Raw genomic sequence first — 14,395 nt, 5'->3', positions numbered from 1 at the left:
ATATAGAACACCAGGATACAATGGATTTCCAAACTGTATCATTCTCGCTAATACTTTCGTAAATTTATCATCAAAAGAATTTGAAAAGTTTTTAAGAAATTTAAAGAGAAAAGATAATGAAATAGATGTATTTATACGTTTTTATGATTATGAAGATGCTATGGATTATGAGGATGCATGGATAAATTCAGATACAGTTTTTGTCATTTAGGGATAGTGCTAGAGGAGGGACTAAAATTCAATTAAGACCATTTGCATTGCCGCCAGTAACTCCAAATGGAAGACAGTTTGGGACAACCTTAAGATTTCATATGGATCTGTTTATTGATGGTATAGAGGAAACTTTAGAACCGGCATTTAAGGTAATAAAAGAGCTTAATAGAAATTTAAATTTATTTATTGATATGTATCATATTCCAGTTAAAGGATAAGAGTCTATCTAATTTTTTGTAATTTGTATAACATGGATTTAGAAAAAATAAATGTTATAAGGTGGGCGAATCAATTGAGTATTCAAAGAAGAACAAGTTTAATTAGAAATAAGGTTTTAGAAAAGGGGAGTAATCTTAATTCACCTATTTCTTTGAAAGATATTATATAATAATGTCAAGTTAAGAGAGGTAGTAAAATGTGCAATTTAAGTACTAGGGCAATTGATATGCTTAATAAAGCCAAAAAACAAAAAGTACCTAAAGATGATGAAGTTTTATTTAAGGTGCTAAAGAATAATAAATATCCAGTATACGACAGCACTTTAAGATTTCAAAAGCTTTATGCAGGTATATCATATAAATTAGGAAAATCCACTGAAGGATTTTCTTTAGAAATGATAAGTGCTCAGTTTAATCCACGTACAATGGATTATGACTATTATGTAGATGCAGAAGAAATAGATGGGGAATATTATTTTACTTGTGCAATGTTTCATTATAATGAATCGATATATATGGTAATGGATTCAAAGGGGAGAATTTATGGCAAAGAGTATAATGATAACAAACCATATCTATTGGCAGATTCAATTGAAAAATTTATTGAGAAAGATGCAGTGAAAAATTATTTTTTAGAAAAGCAGCCACAATGGGTTAGAGCAAGCTTTGAGGAAAGTAATTTAAATGAATGGAAAGCTAACAAAGAATATTCTTTGATACAGATAGATGAGGCTTGTGATAGCTGCAGTACCTATTTAAAGGATAAAAATGAGGAGCTTTTCTTAACTGTACAAAGATATGAGGATGGAACAGAAAATAAAATTATCTATGCATCTTCAGTAAAATTAATTAAAAAATTATTTAGAGATAAATTGAAAACAGCAGTTGGATATCCTAAATATGAAATATATAGATTTTAGAAAGTTTTAAGGGCTTATCTTCTACAAATAAGGATTACTGCTTATTGAATAAGATATAAAGTTTAAGGTAACTTTGGGACAATATGTAGTGGAGCATTTAAAAAAATGGCAGAAGAGGAGGGATAACCTATGAAGGAAAGTTTAGTCAGCTTAAATAGATGGAGATTGATACTTGGAAAATATGCAGATGGTAAAATTCCATTTGAAGATAGCAATTCAGGTATCAACTACATGGAAATGGATGATTTACTGGATTTTTTATATTCAAGAGAATACAGCGAAAAGGATGGAGTTAAGAGAGGTAAAAGCAGCGGGAGCACGTCACCATCAAATTTGACTGTACCTAAATGGATAACTAAAATAAGAGAACTTTTTCCAAAGGAGACTGTTGAAGTACTTGAAAAGCATGCAATTGAAAAGTATAATCTTACGGAACTTTTAACTGATAAAGAAGTTTTGGAAAAATTAGAACCTAATAAAGAACTTTTAAAAAATATACTACAGATGAAACACCTTATGAAAGGTGATGTACTTGATACTGCCAAGTCCATTGTAAAAAAGATAGCAGAGGATATAACAAAGAAACTTGAAAATGATGTTAAAAGATCAATTACAGGTAGGGTAAATAAGAATAAATCTACACTTTTAAAGTCATCTAGAAATATAGATTTTAAAAGAACTATAAAGAAAAATTTAAAAAACTATGATTGTGATAAAAAGAGACTTGTAGTGGACAAGATATATTTTAATGAAAATGTTAGAAAATTCAACCCATGGAATATAATAATTGCAGTAGATGAGAGTGGTTCTATGCTGGATTCTGTAATCCATAGTGCAATTATGGCTGGTATATTTTCAAAACTTCCTATGCTTAAAACAAATCTTATTATATTTGATACGGAAGTAGTTGATTTAAGTGGATATATTGATGATCCTGTTACAACACTTATGAGTGTACAGCTTGGTGGTGGAACTAATATAACTAAAGCTATGACTTATTGTGAAAAGTTAATTGAAAATCCTCATAGGACAATGGTTGTTTTAGTTACAGATTTATATGAGGGATATGGTTATGGAAATATGTATGCAAAGGCAAAGTCCATTGTTGAAAGTGGAGCAAAGCTTATTATTCTAACAGCTCTTGATGTAGAGGCATCGCCTTCATATGATAAAAATGCTGCTTTAAAAATGGCTTCACTTGGAGCAGAAGTTGCAGCTATGACACCGGGGGGGTTATCAGATTGGATAGCAAAGATAATTTCTTAAAAGAACTTGGAAAATTTATTTACAGCATGGATGCAGAATATCTTGTTGGAATCAGCAATAAAGGTATTACAAAGAGAGCAAATAAGGATTTGTCCAAAGTTTCAAATATAGAATATGAAGTAAAGAATAATAGCATTGAATTTAAATTTGATGATATAACCTGTAGTATAAATGAAAACATAAAAGGTTATAAATGCAGTTGTCCGTCAAGGAGTATATGCAAGCATGTCATAATGTGTTATTTGTATTTGATGAAAAATAAGGAACAGTTATTTGATATACAGGGTGCTGAAGATAAATCTGAAGAAGAGGAAAAGTTTTTAGAGTTAAAAGAAATTTCGATAGATACAATAAAGAAAAAAACAGGAGATAAAAACCTGAATGACATAATTAAAAGAATAGAATTTGGAGTGAATTTTGAAATAAAAGAGGGTTCTATTATAGAAGTGAATTTTATAGACGAAAATACCTTGGTGAAGTTTTTGGGTAACATTGAAAACTCAACATGTAGTTGTAAATCCAAGGAATTATGTGTACACAAAGCTGAAGCTTTAATTTTATACAAGTTGAAAAAAGGCTATTTGAATTTAAGAGAACTTAAAGCTTTTGCAAAAACATCAGAAGGTTTTGATGAACAAAAATTAAAAGAGGCTTCATCTAAGATAAAATTTGCAGTTGAAGATATGCTTATAGCCGGTCTTTCTAGAATGCCAGTTACTATCATGGATAGTTTGAATAATTTAGCTGTTATATGTCATAATTATGAACTACCTAACTTTGAAAAAGGTGTAAGAGATATTAGAGAGGAATTTTCTCTCTATTTTAATAAAAATGCCTCCTTTGTCAAAGAAAATCTAGTAAATAAAATAACATCTCTTTATACAAGGGCAATTTCACTTGAAAATATAAAAGACTTAGATAAATTGAGTTTGCTTGTTGGTGAATTTAAAAGTTCATATTACGAGATTCCACCTGTAGAATTTCATGGGTTTGCAGCTGAAAAGTGGAAAAGCAATTCTGGTTATGAAGGAATTACATATTATTTTTTAGAAAATAGAAATGGACAAATTTATACTTATACAAATGCATTACCTACATACTATGACGATGTTAATTATAGGAGATCTTTTAATGAATCTGCCCCATGGAACTTAAATTGTAGTATTTCGGAATTGAGTAATATAAGCTTCAAACTAATTCACGGCAAAATTAATTCACAAAATAGGATATCTTCAAGCAGCGAATCAAGTGGGACAATAATAGGTAAAAGTAATATTTTAAAATTAAATACTGAAAAGTATGATTATGATAACTGGAATGAAATTTTAGATAGCATATTTTTAGATAAGAGGGAAAAAGATCAAAATTATAATTTAATATTTTTACAAATAGATAAATTTGGAGAAATGGATTTTAATGATGTAACTCAAGAATTTTCTGTACCAATTTATGATAAGTTTAATAACTACAGTAAAATTATTATTAAATTTTCATCGGATACAAAGTACATGATAAGAAGAATTGGAAGAGTTATAAAATATAACAGATCACATTATATTTTTGGAAGAATTTATATAGATGGTGATGAGCTCGTATTTTATCCTATAACTTATTATGGTGATACTGGAGAAGTAGAAAATTTAACACTATAAATGGTAAATTGGTGGTGAGTATATGAATGAATGTAAACAGATACTTAATGTAATAGATGAAGTTCAAAAAAACATTCAAGAATTATTTTTTAGTGGATTTAATACACCTGGTGATTTTGTAATAGATGAATTTTTGAGGCTTGGACTTGTTTTAGAAAGCTGTGGGATGAGTTATGGTTCTCAAAAATTAAATAGTATACATGATAAGTTGAAATCAAAAAGACATTCATTTGATTTCAACTATAGTGAATGTATTAAAGAATATTGTGAACTAAATGAGTACTGTATAATTTGTAAAAAGAGATTGAATATATTAAATTTGAAGACAAAAATAAGCAGCTAGGAGTGGATAGTGTGAATATAAAGGAACATTTACTTAATAAAATTGAGGATGTACTTGAGGAACTAAATGTATCACAGGATGTCTTGGGTTCTCTAGAAGATTATTTAGAAGATGAAGTTCAAGAAGATGAATTTTTAAATATGCTTCCTGAGGTTGACTTTAACTCGATTTCAAAGGATATATTGAGTAAGGCTGCAAAAGTATATACTTCTATAAGAAGATACAAGTCAAATGAATATATAAGAAAATACATAAACATCTTGTTTAAAATGGGAAAAGCAAGTATGACCTACGTAATACTTAAATCTAGTTACTGGATTTCTGAATACACTGTTAATGAACTTATAAAAGCTGGAGTTGAAAAATATATAGTTCTTATAGTTTATGTAAACCGTTTGGCATATGACTATAGTAGATTAGACAATAAAAATTTTAAAACAATATATGACATGTGTAGGGAAAGTCCGGAGGATGTAATAAAGGCCTGTGAGTACCTAGATGTAAATCAAAAAATGGTAGTCTGCTCAATATATTGCAAATATAAAGGTATAGAAAAAAATGATAAGTATTATGAATTTTTAAAGGACATAGAAGATGATTTTATAGAGTCTATAGACAACCTTTATGATAACAAAATGCCTGATGATTTGGTAAAAAAAATTCAAGAGTTCATTGAAAAGAATGATTATGCACTTCTTGAAAAGATTATTGATGAGGTTAAAGGATATAAATACAGTGATTACCTATTTAAATTTTTAGTTGGATTTTCAGCATTAAATGCAGATAAATCTGCAACTTTAAAGAAGATGTTTCAGTTTTTTGTAAGAGTAAATTTTAGAGATGCCTTAAACTCAGCATATAGTATTTTACCTGTTACAAGTTGCTATTCTGATACTGTGAATAATATGGATATGTTATTTGAAATACCTTCAAAATACCATGTTGCCTGGTATGCAGAAAAGTTTGCAGGTAATGAAACAGCATCAGAAATACTCAAAAAAAAATTAAAAGAGGATAAGAAGTCCTTTGAAGAAGCTATAAGCTTATCGGAGGGTGCTAGTAAAAATTATTTGATGTCATTTATGCTTGATGGTGATGAAAAATCAAGTTATATAAAAACTCTTGAGGAAAATTGCATAAATGTATTTTCAAAAGTTCTTAGGGAAGATAAAGTAAATGCAGGGGATATAAGTGTAGTAGAATCATTTTTACGAGATGATGTTTCCTTTGAAGAGGTGAAAAATACACTATATTCAATAGAACCCCAAAATACAAGTTATTGGAGAATGAATAATGAATTAATAGAAGTATTGAATATTTTATACAAAAATTTAGGCGGAGGTATTAATTTATATGAAAGAGTAGTTTCAGTAATGGCAGCAGTTGGTTATAAGAATTATATTGTAAAACTTTCATCAGACTATAAGAGAAACACTGGAACAGAGTACAGCAGTGAAAAGTTTCATAAAATATTTGATATACTTAGAAAGTACAGTGTACCTGTCCTGGCAAAGATGAAACTTATAGATAATATTATAAATGATTATGATTATATGGGCAGGAAAGCAGCAGCACTTCATACTGTTTTAAAAGATATTGTGGTAAAAGATAAAGATGAAGTTGTTAAAAATATAGATAATATTTCAGCGGATGGAAGATGTGTATTTTTAGAGTATATATTTAAAGTGAAAAGGGAAGAAAATATAAAAGTAGTTTTAGATAAGTTTGGAGATGGCTCAAAAAAGGTTAAGGAAAAGATAGTAGAGTTGTTTACAAATAGTTCAAGCAATCTTAAATATATGGAAGGTGTGCTTGATAAGCTTAAGGCCAAGAAACAGGGAGAAAGAGAAGTTGCTATAAGAATTTTATCAAAATGGTTAAATGAGGAAGGTATTGAAGAAGAAAGAAGTAAGCTCATTAAAGAATGTTTAAATTATACTCTGGAGGCTGAAAAGAGTCAGAAAATAAGAGCCTTACTTATGGAGGTTTTGGGAATTGAACAAAAAGGTATGGACAAAGAAAAATTAAAAGGTGAGGAATTTATAAAAGATTTACTTAAAGGCAATAAAAAGAAGTCACTTTCATGGCTTGAGTTTGATTCATTATCTAAGGTTAGATTAGAAGAAAGTGAAAATTACTGTGAAGAAGATTACTTAAAGGCTGTTTTACTTTGCTATTCAGCATCGAATACTATAGGCAAGAGTGTCGATGGAGACAGACTTGTTCAAGAGTTAAATAGAGATGACTTGAAATTATTTGCAAATGAAGTTTTTGATAGGTGGCTTGAAAAAGGTGCAGAAGCTAAAAAGAGATGGGTGCTTGGATTTTCATCAATTTATGGTGGAGAAGAAATTGTAATGAAGCTGCAAAAATGTATTAATGATTGGGCAAAAAATTCAAGAGGTGCTATAGCAAGTCAGGCAATTAAGGCTCTAGCTTTAAATGGGAGTTCTTCTGCACTTTTAATAGTTGATGGCATTTCAAGAAAATTCAAGTTCAAGCAGGTTAAAAAAGCAGCAGCGGAAGCACTTGATTTTGCTGCAGAGCAAATGGGAGTAGATAGAGAAGAACTTTCTGATAAAGTTGTTCCGAACTTAGGATTTAATGCAAGTGGAGAGAGAATATTTGACTATGGAAGTAGAAAGTTTACTGTAAGACTTGCTGCGGACTTAAGTGTAGAAGTATATGATCAAAACGAAAAGAAACTTAAAAACTTGCCGTCACCAGGAAAAAAAGATGATGAATCAAAAGCAAAGGAAGCACGTAGTGAATTTAGAGCATTTAAGAAACAATTGAAAAATACAATTTCAGTTCAAACTACTAGAATGGATTTGGCACTCTCAAATGAAAGAAAGTGGACAAAAGAAGCATGGATAAAACTATTTGTTGAAAATCCTATTATGCATAAATTTTCAATAGGACTTATATGGGGAATCTATGAAAATTCAAAATTAGTAGATACATTTAGATATATGGAAGATGGAACTTTTAATACTAAAGATGAAGATGAATTTGAAGTACCTGAAAAATCAAGTATAGGACTTGTACATCCTCTTGAACTTTCTAAAGAGAATTTAAATCTTTGGAAGGAACAGCTTGAAGACTATGAAATTGTACAGCCTATTAAACAGCTTGATAGAGAAGTATTTACTATGACTGAAGAAGAAAAGAAAATGAAATATGTAGATAGATTTGGAGGGAAAATCGTAAATGGTCTATCGCTTGTAGGTAAGATAATGAACTATGGCTGGTATAGAGGTTCTATTCAGGATGCAGGTGGATACTATGAATTTTACAAGGAAGATAACAACTTGGGCATAGGAGTTGAATTGAAGTTTGAAGGATTGTCTGTTGGTTATGAAAATGAAGATACGACAATTTATATATTGAGATTTTATAATGCAGGTACAGTGAAAAGAGGAAGTTACATATATGATGAGATAAAGGAACAGCATTTACTTTCCTTAAGCCAAGTTCCAGAAAAATATTTTAGTGAGATACTATATCAAGTTAGCAGTGCATTATCATCAAGCAATACAGTAAATGAAAATTGGAGAAATGGTTCTGGAATTAAGTTTTAAAAATGTTGTTAAACAATGGACATAGAAAGGGAAAATGGGTATAGATTTGTGTAAAAACTAAATCTATACCCATTCCCTTAAAATTTTAAGATGTAATTCAAGACAGGATCAGTTTTATTCATGTAATCTTTTATTGATATTTCAATTATCTTATCAGGTGCAAAAGTGCTGCTGTTGTTATTGGAACTTTTATTAAACTGTGTGGAATAACTTATTTCCATCTTTGAATTTGAAAGTTCAAATTCCTTTACAGCACCATAGTGATTTGGTTTACCACTAGTAGTTTCCCCTACAAAAGTTGCGTTAGTATCTTTTTTCAATAGCACAGTATCAACTATTGCAGATGAAAAAGTATTCCTTCCAACTACGATAAATAGATGGTTCTTGTTATTTAATTTTTTATTTTTAAGCCAGTCTATAATTGGCTGTATATATTTATCACTTCCACCGGAATTATCTCTCATATCAATTACAAATTTATCTACAGTATGTGTATTCATAAAGCTTAACATTTGAGCTATAAAATCTTCTATGGATTTACCTGAGTCCTCATCACTTTGGCACTTATTATATTTAAAATATACTGTTTTTTCATCATTCAAATATTTATACCAGTAATTCAGGTTACCCTTTTGCATATAAAGAGGATATGAACTATTATACCTTTCATTTACAATAAATTTTTCACCAATTTTGTGTTTATCCATAGGACTTACATTTAAATCAAAACTTTTTCCATTATTACCTTCAAAAGTAAAAGTTGCTTTATTTGAATTAGTTGTAACTTTTATGCCGTGGAGAATTTCAGGATTCGATAGATATTTCGTCACACTCTTTTTAATCATTGCTTCATTGTCATTTACTATTAAGGGTAAAATGGCTTCTTGAACCTTTTTTATGTCCTTTCCGTTAACTTTCACAAGCTTTGTATAAAGGGCTTTTTTATATTCACTTGTGGTATTTATAACATATACACCTTCTTTAAAATAGTAAAATTCCATTGGATATGCATTTAAAGTTTCCCTGTATGCAGATGTATGTGAATCTCCTATGGATGCAGTTATTTTATAGATACCAGCGGCTATTTCATCATCATTTAAATTATCTACTGAATTTTTTAGTGTATTTATTTCATCATTAAACTTTTCTTCATTTGTTTTAAAAAATAGGTTTACATGTTTTCTAGGAAGAGCCTTTTGCATATAATTTAAATCTTTTTTCCACTTAGTATTTCTATCTCCTCCTAGATACTGAGATTCACATCCCCCAGCAGCTATAGCAAAAGAAAATAGTACAAAGCCAAAAACTAATTTTATAAATTTATTCATCATTAACTCCTTTTAGTTTATATCTTTTTTGTTAAATTCATATATAGAAATACTTATAAAAAATATAAAACACAAAACACTTGAAATTGTAATATAATTCAAATCAACACGATAATCCAAATCAACATGCGCATTTGAATAAAAATAATCTACTGAAAGCCATGGTGACAGTAGTGGAATATATTTTGCACAATATGAAAAAGACTGAGTCCTAAGTAGACATGACAAAATAAAGCCTAATATACCATAAGTCATTGGCATTATAATATTCCTGCTCAAGTTTGCAATTAATACAGGAATTGGAACTAATAAAAATTGAAATAACATAGATAATATATTTGCTTTTAAATCCTTTGTTATAACATTTACTTCGGGTAAATTTCCATTTAAAAAGTAATAGCTTAATGGTATTGATATGATTTCGATAACATATGTTAAAAAAATCAATATATATATTACAACTAATTTTGACATGAAAATTTTTACTTTGCTTGCCGGATAAGCATATAATACATTAGCTGTCTTATCCGTAAATTCCCTTGAAAATACATATGCCGATATTATTGAAAATAATACTATAAACAGCATTATAAAATTCGTCTGTTCTATATTGTAAGCATATTTTTCAAAAGACATGTTAACTTCAGTTATATGTCTTGCAGTAAACATGAGTATTGTCATAATTGTTCCGCCAATCAAAATAAGAGGTGCAATGCAAGTCTTTTTCAATTTAAAAAATTCTGAGTATATCATATTTAACATTTTAGAATTCCTCCATTAAAATTAGTTTATATCTCCATTAATATAGTTATATAAACATAGAAATATAGATACACCAAAAGTTAAAACTGTACTTGAAATTACAAGCACATAATCAATTGGATCACCTTTATAAAAGTAGTATATGGGTAATGCGGGAAGCATGAGTGGGTCCACCTGCATATATATGCCCATAAGCATCATAAATGCAGAAGATACAGCTCCAAGTATGCCATATATTACAGGAAAGATAATGTTCTTTGTTAAGTTCCCAATTAATATTGGAATCGGTATTAGCAAAAACTGAAATAGCATGGAATATAAGTTGACTTCTATATCTTTAACAATAAGATAAGATGGAAGTAAATTTCCCCATGATATATAAAGTGTCAAATATGTGGATATAGATTGAATGAAATATGCAAATGCAATTATTATATACGCTGTAATTAATTTTCCAATGAAAATTTTTATTCTAGAAGATGGATAAACAAATAAAGTATTTGCAGTTTTATCTGTAAATTCTCTTGAGAAAACATAACTTGCTATTAATGAGAAAAAAACTATATATAAAAACTGAAAACAAATCACTTCTATGTTTACCCTATAATTCATAAATAAAGTATTTCTTAGTGTTTCTGAACTACCTCTATAGTTGTTTGAAAGTGCTTGTATACATTCAAGTATTGGAACAAAAATAGCAGAAATTAAAGTTATAATTACTAGATATGACTTTTTAAGCTTTAAAAATTCAGAGTATACTATATTAAACATTTAATTGCCTCCTGTAAGCTTTATAAAATAATCTTCCAGACTGTCCACTTTTAAACATATTTCATCTACAAGTAAATCATTTGAAACTAAAGCTTTATTTATATTTGAAATTTCCTGAAGCTTTTCATAAACCCTAAAATTATTTTTTCCCCATATGACATAATCTTTTATTCCAAGTTTTTCTTCAAGGATGAAAGAAGCTTTTTTATCATTATTCACTTTGATATTTATATAATGTCTGTTTCTTCTTTGAAGTTCGTCATAGGATATTTCTTCTAGGAGCTCTCCTTTATGAATTATGCCTATCTTATTTGCCATCTGTTGAACTTCGCTTAATATATGACTTGATATTAAAAACGTAATACCTTGTTTTTTACATAAGTCTATAATAAGTTCTCTTATTTCTTTAATTCCTATAGGATCAAGCCCATTAGTTGGTTCGTCCAATATTAAAAATTCAGGATGATGTAAAAGTGCCCTTGCAATTCCAAGCCTTTGTTTCATACCAAGTGAAAATTCTTTTACTTTTTTATTTTTAACATCACTTATACCTACTACTTTTAAGGTTTCATCTATGCAATTCTTACCCTGGACTCCCATCATCCGCCTGTGTATTTCCAAGTTTTCACATGCTGTAAGATTTGGATAAAATCCTGGATATTCTATCATTGAACCTATTCTCTCCAGCACTTTTCTATTTGAAGTTTTCTCAGAAAAAAGTTCGATTTCTCCAGAAGTCGGTTTTATAAGTCCCATAATCATTCTTATGGTTGTAGTTTTTCCAGCACCATTTTGTCCAAGAAATCCATATATATCACCTTTTTTTATGTGTATATTCAAATTTTTAACTGCACAAAAGTGTTTAAATTCTTTTGTTAAATTGTAAGTTTTAAGAATGTCGTCCATCACGATACCTCCATTAACATTTAATAAAAAATTGACAAAGTCAATTTCGCTAGGGAACCCTAGGTTCCCTTCGACGACTCTATGCGTCTGAGCACCCTCCTTAAACCGGCGGGAAGTACCTTCCCTGCACCCATTTTTTTATTCTATAGAAAATGTATAATTTTCTATAGAATAAAAAAGGACTATGTCTATAATATACAACATAATCCTTACATGCTATTTAATAAGTTCTTACAATTTTCTTAAATTCTGCTTTAGCGTAAATTTAAATTCTGTTCTTTCAAAAGGAGTGCTGGATACAAAAATGTTTCCACCTAATGATTCAACCAACTTTTTTACTATTGTAAGTCCCAATCCACTGCTTTTTAAATTTAACTTTCTGGATTTTTCTACGGTATACAATCTATCAAATACATAAGGCAAATCTTCTTTAGGTATTCCAGGTCCATTGTCCCATACGGAAATAAAAACATTATCATTGTCACAGCTTAAATCAATACCTATTTTAGTGGCATGTGAGCCGTACTTTAATGCATTATTTATGAGATTTGCTAAAATTCTGTTTAGTGATTTTTCATCTGCCACAGCATAAACATCATCTTTTTCAAACTTTAATTCAGGTTCAATATTTATCTTTTTAAATTCACTAAAGAAAAGTAATACGTTTTGTCTTACAATTTCACATATATTTATTTCTTTTACATCAAGTTTGAAGTCATTTGAGTCCATCTTTGAAATTTCAAAAAATTCTTCTATCAAATTGTAGAGGTAAATTCCCTTACTGTAAGCTATTTTCATATAACGTTCTTTTTCAGCTAGTGTTAAGGTGGTATCATTTAACAGTAGTTCTATATACCCAAGGATTGATGTGAGTGGTGTTCTTAAATCATGTGATATATTTGATATCATCCTTTTACGAGATTCTTCACTTGTATTACTTTTGTCCTGTACTTTTTGAAGCCTGTTTATCAACCTATTTATATTTATAATCAGTTTACTTAAAGTTCTTACATGAGTTTGTGTTCTTATCCTTTGATTCAAATTTCCATTTAATATTTGATCAATGACTATTGAAATATAATTTACTTTTTTATAAAAGCTCATTAGTATAAGTATTAGAAAAATTATTATGAATATTAAAACGCAATTTAATATACTCATATTATTCACCAAGTTTATATCCTATTCCCCATACAGTAACTATGTATTTAGGGTTGTTTGGATTATCTTCAATTTTGTTCCTAAGCCTCTTAATATGTACCATTACAGTATTATCATCGTGCAAATAGTCATTTTCCCAAACTCCATTAAATATTTGTGCTTTTGTAAAAACTCTATCAGGATTTTTAAGAAAAAACTTTAGAAGCTCAAATTCCTTTGGAGTCAAGTTTAGTTCTTTGTCTTCTTTAAAGAACTTATGATTCGAAGTATCTAATTTTAAAGATTTATATGTTAAAGTTGGATTTTTATCATGAACATTATTGTAGTATATATATCTTCTAAGCTGAGCTTTGACTCTAGCTGCAAGTTCTCTTGTGGAAAATGGTTTTATCATATAATCATCAGCACCCATGCTGAGCCCTATAATTCTATCGGTTTCTTCATTTTTAGCGGAAAGAATAATAACGGGTACAGTACTATTTTCCCGTATTTTTCTTAAAACTTCTATACCATCTATATAAGGAAGCATTAAATCTAGAATAATCAATTGAAAAGTATTGTCGTATTTCTCAAGTGCATCTTTTCCGTCAAAAGCTTGTACTATATTATAATTTTCATTTTTTAAAGTATTATAGATTAAGTTGTTTATTTCTTCATCATCCTCTATAACAAGTATTTTAGATATATTCATTTAGATATCCTCGTTTCATTAATTTTGTAATCCTACAATTATTATATAAAAAGAGGAATATGTTTTTCAATGATGTAGCGATTCAAAACAAAAATAAGTTTATCTAATGATTATTAACAGGCTTCTCGGTATCTTTGATCTGATGATAGTTGCTTTTACAGAGTGCATGAGAGTATTAGAGAGGATAGTTAGCGGATAAACACTGTAATTAGGTTAAAATCAGTATAATCTCTACCGGGTGTATCTATGTGCGAAATATTAAGTATAAGAGGGAAATATTGATTATTTACAATATAATTTGTAGTATTTGAATATAAGACATCAGTGGTGTTATAAGAAATATGATAAGATTACATACGTTGCTTGAGCAGTTGATAAATGTTGCTTGAGAGCCGCGTAAATTTATATTTTGTTAGTAGAAAAAAAGATGTTGACAAAATAAAAAAGACGTGATAAACTATAAAAGCTGTCGAAGTGAGACAGCAAAATGATCCTTGAAAATTAAACAGAGGAAGATATAAGTACAACTTATTTAGAATAAACCAGCAATTCTTTTGAGCTGTGAGAGCAGCTAAAAAAGTAA

Annotated in this window: 13 protein-coding genes; 7 read left to right on the top strand and 6 right to left on the bottom strand. The window is 29.0% G+C overall.

All coding sequences use genetic code 11. The features are described 5' to 3' along the window. Positions 1 to 200 precede the first annotated feature (200 nt). From CLCOS_RS04450 to CLCOS_RS04425, 7 genes are all read left to right on the top strand, one after another. Positions 201 to 431 (top strand): hypothetical protein, encoded by a 231-nt coding sequence (locus tag CLCOS_RS04450; protein WP_063602373.1) that lies wholly within the window; start codon positions 201 to 203, stop codon positions 429 to 431. A 32-nt stretch (positions 432 to 463) separates the two neighbouring features. Then, positions 464 to 601, top strand: coding sequence for a hypothetical protein (locus tag CLCOS_RS22650; RefSeq protein ID WP_206599423.1), 138 nt, complete (start codon positions 464 to 466; stop codon positions 599 to 601). A gap of 27 nt (positions 602 to 628) precedes the next feature. Further along, the gene (locus tag CLCOS_RS04445) at positions 629 to 1,351 is read left to right on the top strand and encodes a hypothetical protein (protein ID WP_063602372.1); all 723 of its coding nucleotides are present in this window, start codon (positions 629 to 631) and stop codon (positions 1,349 to 1,351) included. Between the two features lie 129 nt (positions 1,352 to 1,480). Then, positions 1,481 to 2,617 carry a VWA domain-containing protein gene (locus CLCOS_RS04440; RefSeq protein ID WP_063602371.1) on the top strand — a complete coding sequence of 379 codons (1,137 nt, stop codon included), beginning with the start codon at positions 1,481 to 1,483 and terminating at the stop codon, positions 2,615 to 2,617. Next, positions 2,593 to 4,269 (top strand): SWIM zinc finger family protein, encoded by a 1,677-nt coding sequence (locus CLCOS_RS04435; protein WP_063602370.1) that lies wholly within the window; start codon positions 2,593 to 2,595, stop codon positions 4,267 to 4,269. The genes CLCOS_RS04440 and CLCOS_RS04435 overlap by 25 nt, the downstream gene beginning before the upstream one ends. Before the next feature lie 22 nt (positions 4,270 to 4,291). Next, positions 4,292 to 4,612 (top strand): hypothetical protein, encoded by a 321-nt coding sequence (locus CLCOS_RS04430; RefSeq protein ID WP_063602369.1) that lies wholly within the window; start codon positions 4,292 to 4,294, stop codon positions 4,610 to 4,612. An 11-nt stretch (positions 4,613 to 4,623) separates the two neighbouring features. Beyond that, the gene (locus CLCOS_RS04425; RefSeq protein WP_063602368.1) at positions 4,624 to 8,193 is read left to right on the top strand and encodes a DUF4132 domain-containing protein; all 3,570 of its coding nucleotides are present in this window, start codon (positions 4,624 to 4,626) and stop codon (positions 8,191 to 8,193) included. A 77-nt stretch (positions 8,194 to 8,270) separates the two neighbouring features. Here the strand turns inward: CLCOS_RS04425 and CLCOS_RS04420 are convergent, their stop codons facing one another. From CLCOS_RS04420 to CLCOS_RS04395, 6 genes are all read right to left on the bottom strand, one after another. Next, positions 8,271 to 9,521, bottom strand: coding sequence for a S41 family peptidase (locus CLCOS_RS04420; RefSeq protein WP_063602367.1), 1,251 nt, complete (start codon positions 9,519 to 9,521; stop codon positions 8,271 to 8,273). A gap of 12 nt (positions 9,522 to 9,533) precedes the next feature. Continuing rightward, positions 9,534 to 10,283, bottom strand: coding sequence for an ABC transporter permease (locus tag CLCOS_RS04415; protein ID WP_063602366.1), 750 nt, complete (start codon positions 10,281 to 10,283; stop codon positions 9,534 to 9,536). Between the two features lie 21 nt (positions 10,284 to 10,304). Continuing rightward, positions 10,305 to 11,054 carry an ABC transporter permease gene (locus tag CLCOS_RS04410; protein WP_063602365.1) on the bottom strand — a complete coding sequence of 250 codons (750 nt, stop codon included), beginning with the start codon at positions 11,052 to 11,054 and terminating at the stop codon, positions 10,305 to 10,307. Continuing rightward, positions 11,055 to 11,960, bottom strand: coding sequence for an ABC transporter ATP-binding protein (locus CLCOS_RS04405; protein ID WP_063602364.1), 906 nt, complete (start codon positions 11,958 to 11,960; stop codon positions 11,055 to 11,057). A 231-nt stretch (positions 11,961 to 12,191) separates the two neighbouring features. Then, positions 12,192 to 13,064 carry a sensor histidine kinase gene (locus CLCOS_RS04400; RefSeq protein ID WP_242867023.1) on the bottom strand — a complete coding sequence of 291 codons (873 nt, stop codon included), beginning with the start codon at positions 13,062 to 13,064 and terminating at the stop codon, positions 12,192 to 12,194. Between the two features lie 58 nt (positions 13,065 to 13,122). After that, the gene (locus CLCOS_RS04395) at positions 13,123 to 13,812 is read right to left on the bottom strand and encodes a response regulator transcription factor (protein ID WP_063602363.1); all 690 of its coding nucleotides are present in this window, start codon (positions 13,810 to 13,812) and stop codon (positions 13,123 to 13,125) included. Between the last annotated feature and the right edge of the window lie 583 nt (positions 13,813 to 14,395).

The organism is Clostridium coskatii (genome assembly GCF_001675205.1).
In the GTDB taxonomy this organism is placed as follows: Bacteria; Bacillota; Clostridia; order Clostridiales; family Clostridiaceae; genus Clostridium_B; species Clostridium_B ljungdahlii.
The sequence above is the reverse complement of the archived record's forward strand: the minus strand, read 5'-3'. Positions and strand labels throughout refer to the sequence as shown.

What these genes read in the sequence shown, in the direction of transcription:
- CLCOS_RS22650 (WP_206599423.1), top strand. Translation starts at nt 464, where the DNA reads ATGGATTTAGAAAAAATAAATGTTATAAGGTGGGCGAATCAATTGAGT.
- CLCOS_RS04445 (WP_063602372.1), top strand. Translation starts at nt 629, where the DNA reads ATGTGCAATTTAAGTACTAGGGCAATTGATATGCTTAATAAAGCCAAA.
- CLCOS_RS04440 (WP_063602371.1), top strand. Translation starts at nt 1,481, where the DNA reads ATGAAGGAAAGTTTAGTCAGCTTAAATAGATGGAGATTGATACTTGGA.
- CLCOS_RS04430 (WP_063602369.1), top strand. Translation starts at nt 4,292, where the DNA reads ATGAATGAATGTAAACAGATACTTAATGTAATAGATGAAGTTCAAAAA.
- CLCOS_RS04420 (WP_063602367.1), bottom strand. Translation starts at nt 9,521, where the DNA reads ATGAATAAATTTATAAAATTAGTTTTTGGCTTTGTACTATTTTCTTTT.
- CLCOS_RS04415 (WP_063602366.1), bottom strand. Translation starts at nt 10,283, where the DNA reads ATGTTAAATATGATATACTCAGAATTTTTTAAATTGAAAAAGACTTGC.
- CLCOS_RS04410 (WP_063602365.1), bottom strand. Translation starts at nt 11,054, where the DNA reads ATGTTTAATATAGTATACTCTGAATTTTTAAAGCTTAAAAAGTCATAT.
- CLCOS_RS04405 (WP_063602364.1), bottom strand. Translation starts at nt 11,960, where the DNA reads ATGGACGACATTCTTAAAACTTACAATTTAACAAAAGAATTTAAACAC.
- CLCOS_RS04400 (WP_242867023.1), bottom strand. Translation starts at nt 13,064, where the DNA reads ATGAGCTTTTATAAAAAAGTAAATTATATTTCAATAGTCATTGATCAA.
- CLCOS_RS04395 (WP_063602363.1), bottom strand. Translation starts at nt 13,812, where the DNA reads ATGAATATATCTAAAATACTTGTTATAGAGGATGATGAAGAAATAAAC.